At 38.8% G+C, this 15,186-nt stretch carries 11 protein-coding genes; 6 read left to right on the top strand and 5 right to left on the bottom strand.

From position 1 onward, the window contains the following. Positions 1 to 134 precede the first annotated feature (134 nt). Positions 135 to 539 carry a hypothetical protein gene (locus ACN1CD_RS09985; RefSeq protein WP_419130248.1) on the top strand — a complete coding sequence of 135 codons (405 nt, stop codon included), beginning with the start codon at positions 135 to 137 and terminating at the stop codon, positions 537 to 539. A gap of 268 nt (positions 540 to 807) precedes the next feature. On the opposite strand, the gene ACN1CD_RS09980 is transcribed toward ACN1CD_RS09985, so the two are convergent. Next, entirely contained in the window at positions 808 to 1,044 is a 237-nt protein-coding gene (locus tag ACN1CD_RS09980; RefSeq protein ID WP_419130247.1) for a hypothetical protein, read from the bottom strand. Then, positions 1,026 to 1,196, bottom strand: a complete 171-nt coding sequence (locus ACN1CD_RS09975) for a hypothetical protein (RefSeq protein WP_419130246.1) — start codon at positions 1,194 to 1,196, stop codon at positions 1,026 to 1,028. The genes ACN1CD_RS09980 and ACN1CD_RS09975 overlap by 19 nt, the downstream gene beginning before the upstream one ends. A 119-nt stretch (positions 1,197 to 1,315) precedes the next feature. Between ACN1CD_RS09975 and leuS the strand changes: the two genes are divergently transcribed. Continuing rightward, positions 1,316 to 4,141 carry a leucine--tRNA ligase gene (leuS, locus tag ACN1CD_RS09970; protein WP_419130245.1) on the top strand — a complete coding sequence of 942 codons (2,826 nt, stop codon included), beginning with the start codon at positions 1,316 to 1,318 and terminating at the stop codon, positions 4,139 to 4,141. Between the two features lie 582 nt (positions 4,142 to 4,723). On the opposite strand, the gene ACN1CD_RS09965 is transcribed toward leuS, so the two are convergent. Continuing rightward, a complete protein-coding gene (locus ACN1CD_RS09965; protein ID WP_419130244.1) occupies positions 4,724 to 6,025 on the bottom strand; it encodes a DEAD/DEAH box helicase in 1,302 nt (433 codons plus the stop codon). Positions 6,026 to 6,553: 528 nt separating this feature from the next. Between ACN1CD_RS09965 and ACN1CD_RS09960 the strand changes: the two genes are divergently transcribed. Then, the gene (locus ACN1CD_RS09960; protein WP_419130243.1) at positions 6,554 to 9,784 is read left to right on the top strand and encodes a SusC/RagA family TonB-linked outer membrane protein; all 3,231 of its coding nucleotides are present in this window, start codon (positions 6,554 to 6,556) and stop codon (positions 9,782 to 9,784) included. Positions 9,785 to 9,795: 11 nt separating this feature from the next. Next, the gene (locus ACN1CD_RS09955) at positions 9,796 to 11,511 is read left to right on the top strand and encodes a RagB/SusD family nutrient uptake outer membrane protein (protein WP_419130242.1); all 1,716 of its coding nucleotides are present in this window, start codon (positions 9,796 to 9,798) and stop codon (positions 11,509 to 11,511) included. Positions 11,512 to 11,779: 268 nt separating this feature from the next. On the opposite strand, the gene ACN1CD_RS09950 is transcribed toward ACN1CD_RS09955, so the two are convergent. Together ACN1CD_RS09950 and ACN1CD_RS09945 are read right to left on the bottom strand one after the other, a co-directional pair. Beyond that, positions 11,780 to 13,114 carry an MFS transporter gene (locus ACN1CD_RS09950; RefSeq protein WP_419130241.1) on the bottom strand — a complete coding sequence of 445 codons (1,335 nt, stop codon included), beginning with the start codon at positions 13,112 to 13,114 and terminating at the stop codon, positions 11,780 to 11,782. A gap of 191 nt (positions 13,115 to 13,305) precedes the next feature. Beyond that, positions 13,306 to 14,640, bottom strand: coding sequence for an APC family permease (locus ACN1CD_RS09945; RefSeq protein WP_419130240.1), 1,335 nt, complete (start codon positions 14,638 to 14,640; stop codon positions 13,306 to 13,308). Between the two features lie 4 nt (positions 14,641 to 14,644). Here ACN1CD_RS09945 and ACN1CD_RS09940 point away from each other — a divergent pair, with 4 nt between their 5' ends. After that, positions 14,645 to 14,881, top strand: a complete 237-nt coding sequence (locus ACN1CD_RS09940) for a hypothetical protein (protein ID WP_419130239.1) — start codon at positions 14,645 to 14,647, stop codon at positions 14,879 to 14,881. Beyond that, positions 14,808 to 15,170: a hypothetical protein gene (locus ACN1CD_RS09935; protein ID WP_419130238.1), complete on the top strand. Its 363-nt coding sequence runs from the start codon at positions 14,808 to 14,810 to the stop codon at positions 15,168 to 15,170. The genes ACN1CD_RS09940 and ACN1CD_RS09935 overlap by 74 nt, the downstream gene beginning before the upstream one ends. Positions 15,171 to 15,186 lie beyond the last annotated feature (16 nt).

Here is a 15,186-nt window from a genome sequence, read left to right as displayed (position 1 = left end):
TGAACTTTAACGCGTTGGTAAACGATTTAGTTTAAGTGTAACACTATAATTCCAAAGGAAGACTTTTTTCGTAATCTGCACGAAATTTGGAAAAACGGCGTTAATAATTATAATAAAACCTAAATCTATTCTAAATGAAAAAACAAATTACCATAATTGGATTGCTTTTTATCGCAACCACGGCATTATTATCTTGTAAGAAGGATACTACTTCCTTAAAAGCCCGGATTATGGGGAAATGGACAGTAAATAGAATCGAAGTATCGGGAAATACAAACCAATCCCTTAACGGAACCTTTAATTATACTAAAGATGATTATATGGATTTCAAATCTAATAACGATGATCAGGTAGAATTGAGTTTGACTAACCAGCGTACCATTGGGACCTATACCACATCTTTGGGAGATGAATTTTCGATGATTTTTCCAGAAGGAGATTCGTATTGCACAGTAGCGAATCTCACTGGAACACAATTTCAATTTACCGCTAAAATTGATAAAACCAATATTGTAAAAACATATTTCTTAACCAGGTAAAAGGTCTAACCCCCTAGTGTTTGCTTGCGCCATTGGTTTTTAATAGCCAATGGCGCTTTTTTTGTGGAGTGCTAAAATTACCTATCTATCGGTTGGTGACTTACAAAGAGAAAAACTTATCTACAGTAGATTCAATGGTGTTATAAACGATTGACGATACTTGGCAGGTTAGTGAGACACCAACCTGTAGGCTAAAATTTACCAATGAATTGTTTTAGAAGGCAAAAACTCAAAAACTCAAAAATTATAATTTTAGTTTCAAATTCTATTAAAGCGATGGTATCTTCTTTTCATATATTATACATTTATAGCCCATTAAAAACCTTTCTGTGTCGCGGCAAGTTCTATATCTTTTTCTGCTGTCAGCTAACTTCTCTATAAAGTTATATACGCGATCTGCAAATTTTTCAGCAGTAGCAGGTAAGCCTTCTGATTCTATATACCAAGAAATTGCAGCAATACTTTCGACAACATATTCTTTGATTGTTATTTTTCTGCTGACCATTTCCTGATTAACTTTTTGCTAAGCGCTCTTGCTTCAGCAATGGAAAAAGTTTTTTCAGGATGATGTTTTAAAGCTGCAGACTTTTGCAGTGCTTTATAGCTTTCTTCGGGGATGAGTACGTATTTTTTATTTTCGATTGTGATAGGTGTCATAACCACTCATTTTGATTAGTGAAGATAATAATAAATAACTTAAAGTTTTAACTTGTTTTTGGTTTTACTAAGCCCCTTTATTTCTGTATTTTCGCTTCTTTAAAAATTTAAAACTTGCAATGGATTACCAATTCAAAGAAATAGAACAAAAGTGGCAGAAATTTTGGGCAGATCATCAAACGTTTAAAGCCGAAAGCAATTCTACAAAACCAAAATATTATGTGTTAGATATGTTTCCTTACCCATCTGGCGCAGGTTTACACGTTGGTCACCCACTGGGTTACATTGCATCAGATATTTTTTCGAGATACAAACGTCTTAAAGGCTTCAATGTTTTGCATCCAATGGGCTACGATTCTTTCGGTTTACCTGCGGAGCAATATGCCATACAAACTGGTCAGCATCCGGCTCTCACTACAGAAGCAAATATTGCAACCTACCGCCGCCAGTTAGATCAGATCGGTTTTTCTTTTGATTGGAGTCGTGAAGTGCGCACCAGTGAGCCTTCTTATTACAAATGGACACAGTGGGTTTTTATGCAATTGTTCAATTCCTGGTATAACCTTGAAAACGATCGTGCTGAAGATATCACTACTTTAATTGAAAAATTTAATGCTTCTGGCTCTGCTGATGTAAAAGCGGCTTGTGATGAAGATGTAAAATCATTTATGCCAAGTGATTGGGCAACTTTTACCGAAGAGGAAAAGCAAACTGAATTATTAAAATATCGCTTAACATACCTTAGAGAAAGTACTGTGAACTGGTGTGCTGCTTTGGGAACTGTTTTGGCCAATGATGAGGTAAAAGATGGTTTCTCAGAACGTGGCGGTTTCCCGGTAGAGCAGAAAAAAATGATGCAGTGGAGCATGAGAATCACGGCTTATGCTGACAGACTTTTGCAAGGTTTAGATACCATCGATTGGCCTGAACCTATTAAAGAAATGCAGCGCAACTGGATTGGTAAGAGTGTAGGAGCATCAGTTAAATTTAAGATTGAAGATTTACGATCTACGAATGAGACTCCTGACTCCGGACTTCGTACTGCTGACTACATTGAGGTTTTTACCACTCGAGTAGATACCATTTTTGGTGTTTCTTACCTGGTATTGGCGCCCGAGCATGAATGGGTGGCAGAATTAACTACTCCGGAACAAAAACAAGATGTTGAGAATTACATTTCTCAAACGAAAAAGAAATCGGAATTAGACCGCATGGCGGATACTAAAACTGTTTCCGGTGCTTTCACTGGTACCTATGTAATCAATCCCGTGAGTGGTGAACGTGTTCCATTGTGGATTGCGGATTATGTGCTTGCTGGTTATGGCACCGGTGCGGTAATGGGTGTACCAAGTGGCGATCAACGCGACTGGTTATTTGCAACGCATTTCAATTTGCCGATTATTCAAATTTTGGATGGTCAGAAAGAAATCGAAGTACAAGCTGATCCTACTAAAGAGGGTACTTATATCAATTCAGGTTTTATTAATGGATTAACTTATCAGAAAGCAGTTCCATTGTTAAATAAATGGTTAGAGGAAAATAATGTAGGTAAAGCAAAGGTAAATTTCCGTCAGCGTGATGCGATTTTTGGTCGCCAGCGTTACTGGGGTGAGCCAATTCCGGTTTACTTTAAAGATGGTTTACCTTATTTAATCAAAGAAGAAGAACTGCCATTAGTCTTGCCAGAAATTGATAAATATTTACCAACCGAAACTGGTGAACCACCTTTGGCGAGGGCAGACAACTGGATGCCTCCTGCTGGTGATCATTATGAATTAAGCACCATGCCAGGTTGGGCCGGAAGTAGCTGGTACTGGTACCGCTATATGGATGCGAATAATAATGCTGACTTCGCCTCAAAAGAAGCTGTCGAATATTGGCAGGCTGTCGATTTATATATAGGAGGTTCTGAACATGCAACAGGTCACTTATTATACAGTCGCTTCTGGAACAAGTTTTTGAAAGATTTAGGTTACACCAAAGAAGAAGAGCCTTTCAAAAAACTGATTAACCAGGGGATGATTCAGGGCAGAAGTAGTTTTGTTTATCGAATTAATGACGAGAATGGAAAGCCAACTAATACTTTTGTTTCCGCAGGGTTAAGGAAAGAATATAAAACATCAGCTTTACATGTTGACGTTAACATTGTGGAGAACGATACCTTAGATCTAAATAAATTTAAAGCCTGGAGAGAGGAATATGCAAATGCAGAATTCATTCTGGAAGGTGGGAAGTACATCTGCGGTATTGAGGTTGAGAAAATGTCGAAATCAAAATTTAACGTAGTTAATCCTGATGATTTGATCGAACGTTATGGCGCTGATACCTTGCGGATGTATGAAATGTTCTTAGGTCCGCTGGAGCAAAGTAAACCGTGGAACACCAATGGCATTGAAGGCGTATTTAAATTCTTGCGTAAATTCTGGAGATTATTCCACAATGAGGCTTGGGAATTTACTGTTTCTGATGCTGAACCTACGAAAGCAGAATTGAAATCATTGCATAAGATTATCAAAAAAGTACAGGATGATATTGAGCGTTTCTCTTTCAATACTTCCGTGTCGAGCTTTATGATCGCGGTAAATGAATTAACAGATTTAAAATCAAACAAGCGAAGTGTTTTGCAAGATCTGGTAGTGATTTTATCTCCATATGCGCCACACATCTGTGAAGAACTTTGGGTTCAATTGGGTAACGAACCTGGAACATTGTCGTATACGGCTTTCCCTGTTTTTAATCCGGAACACTTAGTGGAAGATGAATTTGCTTACCCGGTTTCTGTGAACGGTAAAATGAAGATGAATCTGAATTTGAGTTTAACTTTGGGTCTACCAGAAGTAGAGGCAATTTTACTTGCAAATGAACAATTCCAAAAGTTTCTGGACGGCAAAGCGCCAAAGAAAATCATTTTCGTAAAAGGAAAAATTATTAATGTGGTTGTTTAAGGATAGGTTTAAAGCTTAAAGACTAAAGCAGAAAGCTTCCTGTAAAGTTTTATAAAAGCCCCGATTTGTGAGATAGCAAATCGGGGCTTTTTGTGCTCATCGTCAGCAATGACGGGAATCAACTTACGAAGTTTAGTTGGCCTGTGTGAGGGAAAACTTCGTAAGTTTAAAACTGTAGTTTCTCTCCCCTGAACAATCCTTGCGAGAATATTCACCGATTTTTTCATCGGTAGTATTTGCGGTAACCTGCTTTTTTGACATTGCTAACAAAAAGGAGGTTGCCACGGCTGATGAAGAATTAGCCTCAGCAATGACGACCGTTTATGTATGTGGCAAAGCAAAAGGTATAAAAACAAAACCCAAGCTATTTAACAAAGTAGGTTTTCGCTTTAGACTTTCCGCTTAGAAAGGAGGTTGCCACGGCTGATGAAGAATCAGCCTCGCAATAACGACCGTATTATAGATATGGCAAAGCAACAGGAATAAAAACAAAACCCAGGCTGTTTTTCACAACCTGGGTTTCTTCTTTAGCTTATAGTCTTTCAGCTTTGAGCTTTTTTCTTTCGGCTTTAAGCTTTAGTCTTATTTAGCTTTATTTCTGTTTCCACCAAATTTCCTTTGACTGCTGGCGTTACGTGGTTTGCCGCTCATGTTGCCATCGCCGCTTTTTCTTGCGCCACCGCCGCCGCCTTTAGATTGGGCTTGTGGTTTACGCTTTACCTGGTTTTTAGCCAACATACTTTCCCAGCTTAATGGGTAAGGATGGTCATCAACCACCGGTAAAGTAATTTTAATCAGTTTCTGGATGTCCAGTAAATATTCGTTTTCTTCAGCATCGCAAAAAGAAATAGCAATTCCGTTTGCACCAGCGCGACCTGTACGGCCAATTCTGTGGACATAAGATTCAGGGATATTCGGTAATTCGTAGTTGATAACATGCGATAACTGGTCGATATCAATACCACGCGCAGCAATATCAGTTGCCACTAACACACGGATTTTTCTATCCTTAAAATCTGTTAATGCACGTTGACGGGCATTTTGTGATTTATTACCATGAATGGCGGCAGATTTAATTCCGGCAAAGCCTAAATCTTTCACAATTCTATCTGCACCATGTTTAGTTCTGGTAAAAACCAATGCAGTTTGAATGTTCTTATCCTCCAACAAGTGAATTAACAACTTCTTTTTATCTGGTTTATCAACAAAATAAACCGATTGAACGATGGTTTCAGCAGTAGAAGAAATTGGGGTTACTTCAACTTTCGTTGGGTTAGATAAAATAGTATTGGCTAACTTCTGAATTTCATCCGGCATGGTAGCCGAGAAAAATAAAGTCTGGCGTTTAGCGGGTAATTTAGCTACTACTTTCTTCACATCGTGAATAAAGCCCATATCCAACATACGATCTGCTTCATCTAAAACAAAAAGTTCTATCGTGCTTAAGCTGATGAAACCCTGATTCATTAAATCCAATAAACGACCTGGGGTTGCCACTAAAATATCGATTCCTTTTTTAAGTGCTTCTACCTGGGAGTGTTGATTAACACCTCCAAATATGACCAGGTGACGCAGGTTTAAATTGTTACCGTAGGCCTTAAAACTTTCTTCAATCTGTATTGCTAGTTCACGGGTTGGTGTTAATACTAAAGCTTTAATGTTTTTATTTGCCTTGGTATTGATGTGTTTTTCGTGCAATAATTGCAACATTGGGATGGCAAATGCAGCGGTTTTACCCGTTCCTGTTTGTGCGCAACCTAATAAATCTTTACCTTTTAATATAGTGGGGATGGATTGCTCCTGTATCGGGGTAGGTTGTGTATAACCTTGTTTCTCAAGGGCCTGTAAAATGGGCTCTATGAGGTTTAATTCTTTGAATAACATGTATGTTTCTGTGTAATATTTATCGAAGAAGCTAGAACAATCATTTGTTGAAGGACTAACTTGCGGAGAGAATATGCCATTCAGAATGGCAAGCCCATATTCCTGCTTCAGCGGCAAAGATAAAGAAATAATTGGGAAGAGCAGATATAATTTTTATGTAAGCCAGTTCTCAGCCTCAAAAAGCGATAAAAAAGCAGATTTAAAAAATTATTGTTTGGTTGCAGATTTATTTTTAGTTAAATTGTAATCAGTTTATAATCAGAAATATGCAATTATTTTGCGTTATGTCTGTGTAGACTTACTGAATTACCTAACCAAATTAAACTTTTTTTATATGGCACAACTTGTACCTAAACGCCGAGGCAATTTTCTAAGCTTTGATCCAGTCGCATTTTTACATTTTCAATCAATCCGGCGTAACATCTCTATTTTTCAAAGGCATTGTTGATCAACGCCTGATTGAATTTGAACCAGTTTACTAAGCTGGTTAATTCGAACCGAAAACTAATACTAACCAATATATAAACTATGACACAAAATCTATCCATTTTCAGGAGGGGCTTTCTTCTTCTGTGCTTGGGTTTGTTGTATGCCATTGGCGCAACTGCCCAAACTAAAATTACTGGTAAAATCATTGCCAGTGATGACAAACTTCCCATCGTTGGAGCAACAATTAAAATTAAAAATGCTATCGGCGGTACCACAACAGATGCAAATGGCACATTTTCACTCAGTGTAAAACCCACTGATATTCTGGTAATTTCCTTTATTGGGTTTACAAACAAAGAAGTAACTGTAGGTAATCAGACCAACATTGCTGTGGTATTGCAGGCAGAGAACAACAACTTAACAGAGGTTGTGGTAACGGGTTACTCCGCCCAGCGGAAAAAGGATTTAACTGGAGCCGTAGCTGTGGTGAGTATGGATCTTTTAAAAGCACAGCCAGCCGCGAGTGCCGTAGAAGCTTTACAAGGTAAGGCTACTGGTGTTCAGGTAATTAATGACGGTGCGCCAGGTTCTACGCCACAAATCAGGATTCGTGGCACGAGTACCATCAATAATAATGAGCCCCTTTATGTAATAGATGGGGTGCCTTTTGAAGGTAAATTATCATGGCTTAACCAAAATGACATCGAAAGTCTGCAGGTATTAAAAGATGCTTCTTCTGCTTCAATCTACGGCTCGAGGGCAAATAATGGGGTAGTGATTATCACCACTAAAAAAGGTGTAGGTGGTGCACCAAAAATTACCGTAGATTCTTATTATGGTACCCAGGTGCCTAGAAAAAGTAGTTTTCCGGAAATGATGAACCCTCAACAATACGCACAATATGTATTTGATGGTTATAAAAACGCCGGAAAAACAATTGCTGCGGGCAGAAATTATGGTTCGGGAACAACACCCGTATTACCGGATTTTTTAGTTGCCGGATCGAAACTAGGCCAGGACGTTACTGCTGCCGATGCTGATCCATCTAAATATAATTATAGCCGCGATCCAAACTTGTTTTACCAGATTACCCGCGCTAATAAAGCAGGTACCAACTGGTTTGATGAAATAACGAAAGCTGCACCCATTCAGAATTATCAGTTAGGCGCTACTGGCGGTGGTGAAAATGCAACCTATGCGGTTTCTGCAGGTTACCTAAACCAAAAAGGAACTATAGATTATACTGGTTTCAAACGTTATAACTTCAGGTCTAATACAGGTATATCGGCATTTAATAAACGGGTACGTTTTGGTGAAAATGCACAATACAGTTATTCAGAAGGCTATGGATTTGGTGTAAATCCAAATCTTCCAGGTGGTTATCAGGATCAGGGAAGTGCGCTGGGTTGGGCTTACCGTATTCCAACCATCATTCCTGTTTATGATATCAATGGTAATTTCGCAGGTAGTCGTGGTAGTCAGTTGGGGAACGCAGAAAACCCATTGGCTGTTTTATTCAGGGCGAAAGATAACCTGAATAAAAATAATTTCTTCTTCGGTAATATCTTTGGAGAAGGTGATATTATCCCAGGCCTGGTACTCAGAACAAACTTTGGTTTACGTTATGAAAACTATAATGGTTTATCTATGCGCTATCCAAACCTCGAGTTCTCTGAAGGAAATAATTCCAATAACCTGAATGAATATCAGGGATATAATACAGAGTGGACCTGGACCAATACTTTAAACTATAGTAAAGTATTTAACGAGAAGCACAGATTGAATGCTTTAATTGGTACTGAAGCCATCAGGTCGAGATCAAGGCAATTAAACGCCGGAAGGAATGATTTTTTCCTTTTGGGTAATCCCGATTATTACTATTTAAATACTGGTTCTTCTAACATCAGCAACTCCAGTACCGGATCTATCGGATCATTATATTCGTTGTTTGCTAAACTTGATTATTCCTTTAATGATCGCTATCTGGCCAGCTTTACCGTTCGTCGTGATGGTTCATCAAACTTTGGTGAGAATAATAAGTACGGTAACTTCCCGGCAGTGAGTGGTGCCTGGCGGATATCTGAAGAAGACTTTATGAAAGATGTTAAATGGATCAGCGATTTGAAAATCCGTGCCGGTTACGGACAAACAGGAAATCAGCGGATTCCTGCTTATCAATACATCAACCGATTTGAAAGTTCTATCATCAATGCTGCTTATGCTGTTGGTGGTGGAAATGGTCTTACTACTGGTGTGCGTCAAAATGCCTATCAAAATCCTGATGTGAAATGGGAATCTTTAAAATCGCTTAACATTGGTTTGGATTTTACGTTGTTAGATGGTGCAGTTGACGGATCGTTAGACTGGTATGATAAGAAAACCACCGATATGCTTTACAATTTACCATTGCCATCAAGTGTAGTCGGATTAGGTTTTTCTCCGTTTGTTAACATCGGCGATATGAGCAATAAGGGGATCGAATTTAATGTAGCCTATCATTATGGCAGAAAAGCAGATAGCCCTTTAAAATTTGATATCGGCTTAAACTTCTCTAAAAACGAAAATAAAATTGTGCAACTGGCGCCTGGAATCTTAAACCAGATTTATGGTAATTACAGAAGTTTGCAAACCAGTGTATTACAGGAAGGAGCTCCTTTTGGTTCTTTCTTTGGCTACAGAACGGCCGGTATTTACCAAAGTGCTGCTGATATTCAAAATAATCCATCTTATGCTGGCGCCAGGGTTGGTGGACTTCGTTATCAGGATATTAATGGTGATGGTGTATTAGATCCAAGAGACCGTACCATTATTGGCGATCCAAATCCTGATTTCAATTTAGGGGTAAACTTGAATGCCTCTTATCGTAATTTCGATATTTCTGCTTTTATCTACAGCGTGCAGGGAAATGATATTTTTGAAGCTACCCGTTACTTTACCGATTTCCCATCATTCGATGGCGCTAAAAGTACGAGGTTGTTAAATGCCTGGAGTCCTACAAATACATCAAGCCTTATTCCTTCTGCTTATGCAGGTGCATCTGATCTTGAGTTTGCTTCTTCCAGCTATTACATTCAGGATGGAAGTTTTGTAAGGTTGAAAAATATTCAATTAGGCTATTCTGTTCCAACGGCTAAAGCTTTCGGACCGAATTCAAGGATTAGCAGATTAAGGGTTTATGTGAGTGCAACCAATTTATTTACCATCACCAAATATACAGGATTAGACCCTGAGGTTAGTCAGGTTACTGATGGATTTACTGCTCCGGGAGTAGATCAGGGTGTATATCCATCTCCACGTCAGTTTTTAATCGGTATTAATGTTGGGTTTTAATTAAAATGATCATGATGAAAAATATAAAATATATTATTCTTTCCGTACTAATCTGCAGTAGCATGTCTTGCAAGCGGGATTTTTTAACACTGCAACCTCAAGGAGAACTTACTGAAGAGCAGTTAATGACACAGGATGGAGTGGAAGGCCTTTTAGTTGGTGCCTACAGCTTATTAAATGGAAACGTTAATGGTACTTACGGTAATTATGGTGCGGCGCCAAGCCAGTGGTTATTTGGTGAGGTAGCTTCAGATAATGCCCACAAGGGAAGTAGTGTAGGTGATCAGCCGCCAATGAATGCCATAGAGCAACATGCTCCAACCAGTACCAATGATAATTTATCCAACATTTGGGATAGATGCTTTGAAGGTATCCAAAGAGCAAATACGACCATTAAGGTGTTAAACAACCTTCAGACTGGCCAGGCTGCTGGAAAATTCAGCGATGCCCGTGCAAGAGAAATTCAGGGTGAAGCCAGGTTGTTACGCGCTCACTACTATTTCTTTCTGGTGCGAATCTTTAAAATGGTGCCATACATTACAGAAACAACTAATGGTGCTATTGTTCCGAATGATAAAGATATCTATCCAAACATCGTAGATGATCTTACCTACTCGGTTGCAAATCTATCGACCACCAAACCGAGAGGACAAAGAGGCCGTGTAGATAAATATGCAGCGCAGGCTTATCTGGGGAAAGTACTCCTTTACCAGAAAAAATATACTGAAGCTTACGATTTGTTAAATGCAGTGATCTTGGCAAAACCAGACATTACCACTTTACCTTATTCTGATAATTTTGATATTACTAAAGAAGGTGGTCCTGAAGCAATATTAGCCGTAGAGCATTCTGTAGGTACTGATGGTACTGGTGGTGATAATGGAAATGTTGGCGATATTCTGAATTTTCCTTATGGCAATACGCCAATTAATTGCTGTGGTTTCTTTCAGCCGACCATCGATTTAGCCAATGCGTTTAAAGTAGATGCTGCCGGCCTTCCTTTATTAGATGGCAGTTACCGGAACAATCCATATAAATCAGATTTCGGGTTATTACCAGCAGAAAAAGATAGTTATGTGGTTGATAAAACATTGCCTTTAGATCCGAGAATAGAATCTACTTTAGGTAGACGTGGGGTTCCTTATCGTGATTGGGGATTAATGGCTGGTGATACCTGGATTCGTGATGCAAGTAATGGCGGTCCGTTTTTGCCAATTAAAAATGTTATTGAATCTTCTCAGATTTCCAGCGGATCAGCTCCTGGAACAACGAATGTAACCGGATTAAACGTAAACCTGATTCGTTTGGGTGACGTATATTTAATGGCTGCAGAATGTGCTGTTGAAAAGGGCGATTTGCCAAGGGCGCTAACACTGGTTAATTTAGTTCGGCAAAGGGCTGCAAAGATAACCCCTCAACTGGTTAATGGAGTGCCTGCCGCCGCTTATAAAGTGAATCCATACGTGTCGTTTCCAAATGCTACTTACGCCAGGAATGCGGTGCGTTTTGAGCGTCGCCTGGAATTGGCGATGGAAGGTCACCGCTTTTTTGATTTAGTACGATGGGGAATTGTTAAGCAAACACTCGAAAGTTATTTCGCTTTCGAAGGTGGGTTTTTTGATTACCTGAGAGGGATTAATATCGAAGCTAGGGATGAGTATTTCCCGCTGCCACAAGATCAGATTGATCGGAGTAAGGGCACATTGAAACAAAGTCCGGGATATTAACCTATTAACCGGAGTTCGGTAATATTATGCATTAGCATACCATTGAGCAGTTTATTTTTGTTCTTAACCACCCCGCCCTTTGGGCACCCCTCCGAAGGATGGGAATGGCGATCGTATTCCCCTCTTTCAGAGGGGTGGTCGCAGACCGGGGTGTAATAGGCAGTAAATAATTGTTCAACTCTCAGGTTTTAAGTAAAACAAAAAATAGAAAAACGCATGGAGGAATTTTGCTCCATGCGTTTTTTTATTTCAACTGAAATTTATGTGTTTATTTCTCTTCTTTAAACCGGCTAAAAACCACTAGAGCGATCAGGCATAAAGCAAAACCCACTACGCCATTTAATCGAAGTCCGAAGTCGTTTCCGGGATCTTTTCCATAGATGGTGAGCATGGCAAAAACAGCGATGCCTAAGGTTTGACCTAACTTCACAAACAAGTATTTTACAGCAAAGAACATTCCCTCATGATTCTCTCCTGTTGCAATGGTATCTTTTTGGGCGATATCGGCCAGGATTGCTGTAGGTAAAATCCCTAAGGCTGCTAAAGGAAAAGATGCCGAAAGTACCAAAAGGTAAATCTGGGTGTAAGGCCCGAAAGGTAATTTTCCTAAAAAGAAGATGGTAACAAAGATCAGGCAGAGTACACCAAAGCCTAGTAAAACAAAAGGTTTCTTACCAATTTTAGCAGATCCAAAATTAACCAGTGGATAAAATAAAAGTGATGCCAGCACCATCGCACCCATAAATTTGCCTCCTTCTGATTCTGGTAAGCCAAGCAAAACGGTACAGAAGAATAACAGGCCACTGGAGATGATGCTCAAAGCCGTATAAAAAGCGAAATCAGAAATTAAATAATATTTGAAATTGCTGTTTTTGAAGGTGTTTTTTATGGCAGGCCAAAGTGGAACATGTGTCGGTTTGGCTACAGAGAATTCTTTCTCATTGATGAAGAATATCGGCATCAACATCACCAGGCCAGATAAAACACACAAACCCCAGATTGCAATTTGTACAGCTTCACTTCTATCTGCAATGTTAAAATGATTTTGAACCAAATCTGCAAAGTTGTTGGTGCAGGCAGAAAAAATAATACCAATTACAAAACCCACCTGCTGATAGCTGGATAGTTTAACTTTTTGACGGGGCGTATTGGTTACCTCTGCCAGTAAGGCGTTGTATGGAATAATGTAAGTGGTTACCGATACAAAAAATAAACACAGCGTAATGGTTAGCCACCATGCATTATGTAAACTTTCTCCTTTTTGAATAGGATAAAACACCAATCCACAAAAGATCATTGCGGGTAAAATTGCCCATTTCATAAAAGGCATGCGTCGGCCATTTGGATTTTCACTGGCATCGCTTCGGCTTGCAATAAAAGGATCAAATATGGCATCAACTAATCTGCCTGAAGCAGCAATGATGGATAGAATGTTAAATGCACCCAAAAAAACAAGTTGCGGAACCAAGGTGGGTAAGCCTGAATTACTCGGTGGCAGGTAGAAAAATGGAAGCATTACAATGATGATGTTAGTCATTGTACTCCAACCAATCATTCCTGCAGCATAAGCAATTTCTTGTTTTAAAGAGAGTGTTTTGTTCATTAATTTGGTTAAGCTATTTGTAAAGCAAGGTCTTATTTTTTATTGGAAAAACCAGCTTTGCTTATCATTTTATTCTAGGTAATAGCAAATTTTTGACAATGGTTTGTGTCTCCTGGAAGAATTAATTCTTAATCATGTGAACCAGAGAAGAGGATCTTCAGCCATTAATCCCCATTTGGTAATTTACATACTTACTTTTTAATCAGTTTGGAAATGAAATAAATGATCAGAAATCCAATAAAAATATACAAACCATTCAAAGCTGCATTTGGGTCATCTGCATAAATGCTAAATGCCACAAAAGTATAGGCCGCAATAAATATTATTGGCAAAATGGGATAGAGCGGAACAGTATAGATTGTTTTCTGATCGAGATGTGCCGTTCTTTTTCTTAAAATGAAAATAGTTGCTGCAGAGCTTGCCATGCTAATGCTTTCCAGGAAGATAGTATAATTTAGAATCTTATCGAAGGTTTTGGCATAGAAAATAATCACCACAGCAATGAGCGTAAAAATGGTTAAACTTAAGGTAATTACTTCGGTTTTTTTATTCATTTTACTGAATATTTTTGGTAGCGCACCTTCTTCGCCCATGGCAAACATCGCCCTCGGATTACTGAGCAAATTCACATTTACATAACCCATTACCGATACAAAAATGATTACTGAAAGCATTTTAAACCCCGCCGGACCAAATATTTTGGAAGCTAAAATTGCAGCAATACTTTCAGCAGTTTTAAGTTCTTCAAAGCCAATTACCTTTACATAAACATAGTTGATGATTAAATAAAGCGTTACAATAATGGATAATCCGATAATAATTGAACGCGGAATAACTTTTTTTGCTTCCTTAACCTCACCTCCGAAATTAATGGTTTGTGCATAGCCAGCATAAGAGAACGAAACGGCAATTAGACATAAACCTAAGGCTTTTCCATAATCTGACCAGTTGGGTAGGGCGCCAGTTTCAGTTTTGAAAATAGGAGTTATGGCTTGACTTTGAGTGCCAAAAAATACAGCAGAAATAAGCAACAGGATTAAGGCAATTTTGACAATCGTTAATACATTTTGGGTTTTAGCACTCGCTTTTAAGCCAAGTAAATTGATGAAATAGAAAACCAAAATGGTGGTGATGGCAATTGCTACCCTGTAAAAGTCGGTTTGCATATCTGCTGGTAGCATAATTTTACCTAAATATTCTGCACCAATAATAGAAATTGCTGCTACAGATGCTGCACTCGAAATAATTACAATACAGTTGATGGCAAAAGCAATAGAAGGATGATAAGCCGCCGAAAAGATTTTATAGTAACCACCCGTTACCGGATACCTCGAACCAATTTCTGCATAAGTTAACGCACCACAAAATGCTACAAAACCACCTATAAACCAGGCCAGGTAAAACAATTCGGGAATCTGGGCTTTTGCAGCCACGTTAACAGGCGTACGAAATATCCCCATTCCGATAACCAAACTGACTACAATCATGGATAAATCGAAGAGCGAAAGTTGCTTTTTTTGTTGCATTAAAATGGATAATAAGTTATGGGATGAAGATAGGGAAAATATGGAGGATGGGAAAAAGGGGGAATGGAAAATGGGGAAACGGAAGATGGAAAACGGAAAAAAGATTGCACTACGTCCCTCATCCATCTTACATCATCACTTTTTACATTTAAGATGGGAAGTGGAAAATGGAGGATGGAAAATGGGGAAACGGAAGATGGGAAACGGAAAACGGGCAACGGAAACGGATGATGAAAAATGAGAAAACGGAAGATAGAAAACGGGAAATTGGAAACGGAATAGTAATGCGCCCATCATCCATCCTACATCATTACCTATTACATTTAAGATGGGAAACGGAAAACGGAAAACGGGAAACGGGAAACGGGAAATGGAAAAGGAATTGCACTATGCCCTCATCCATCTTACATCGTCACCTTTTACATTTAAGATGGGAAGTGGAAAATGGAATCGTAATGCGTCCATCATCCATCCTTACCTCTTACATTTTCTTAATGTTGAAATTTTCATTTGCTAGCTTCGAAGAATAGAAGTATTATTGTATAA

This window comes from Pedobacter sp. N23S346, from assembly GCF_048515415.1.
Taxonomy (GTDB): domain Bacteria; phylum Bacteroidota; class Bacteroidia; order Sphingobacteriales; family Sphingobacteriaceae; genus Pedobacter.
Note: the sequence above shows the minus strand (reverse complement) of the source record. Positions and strands in the feature narration are given on the sequence as shown.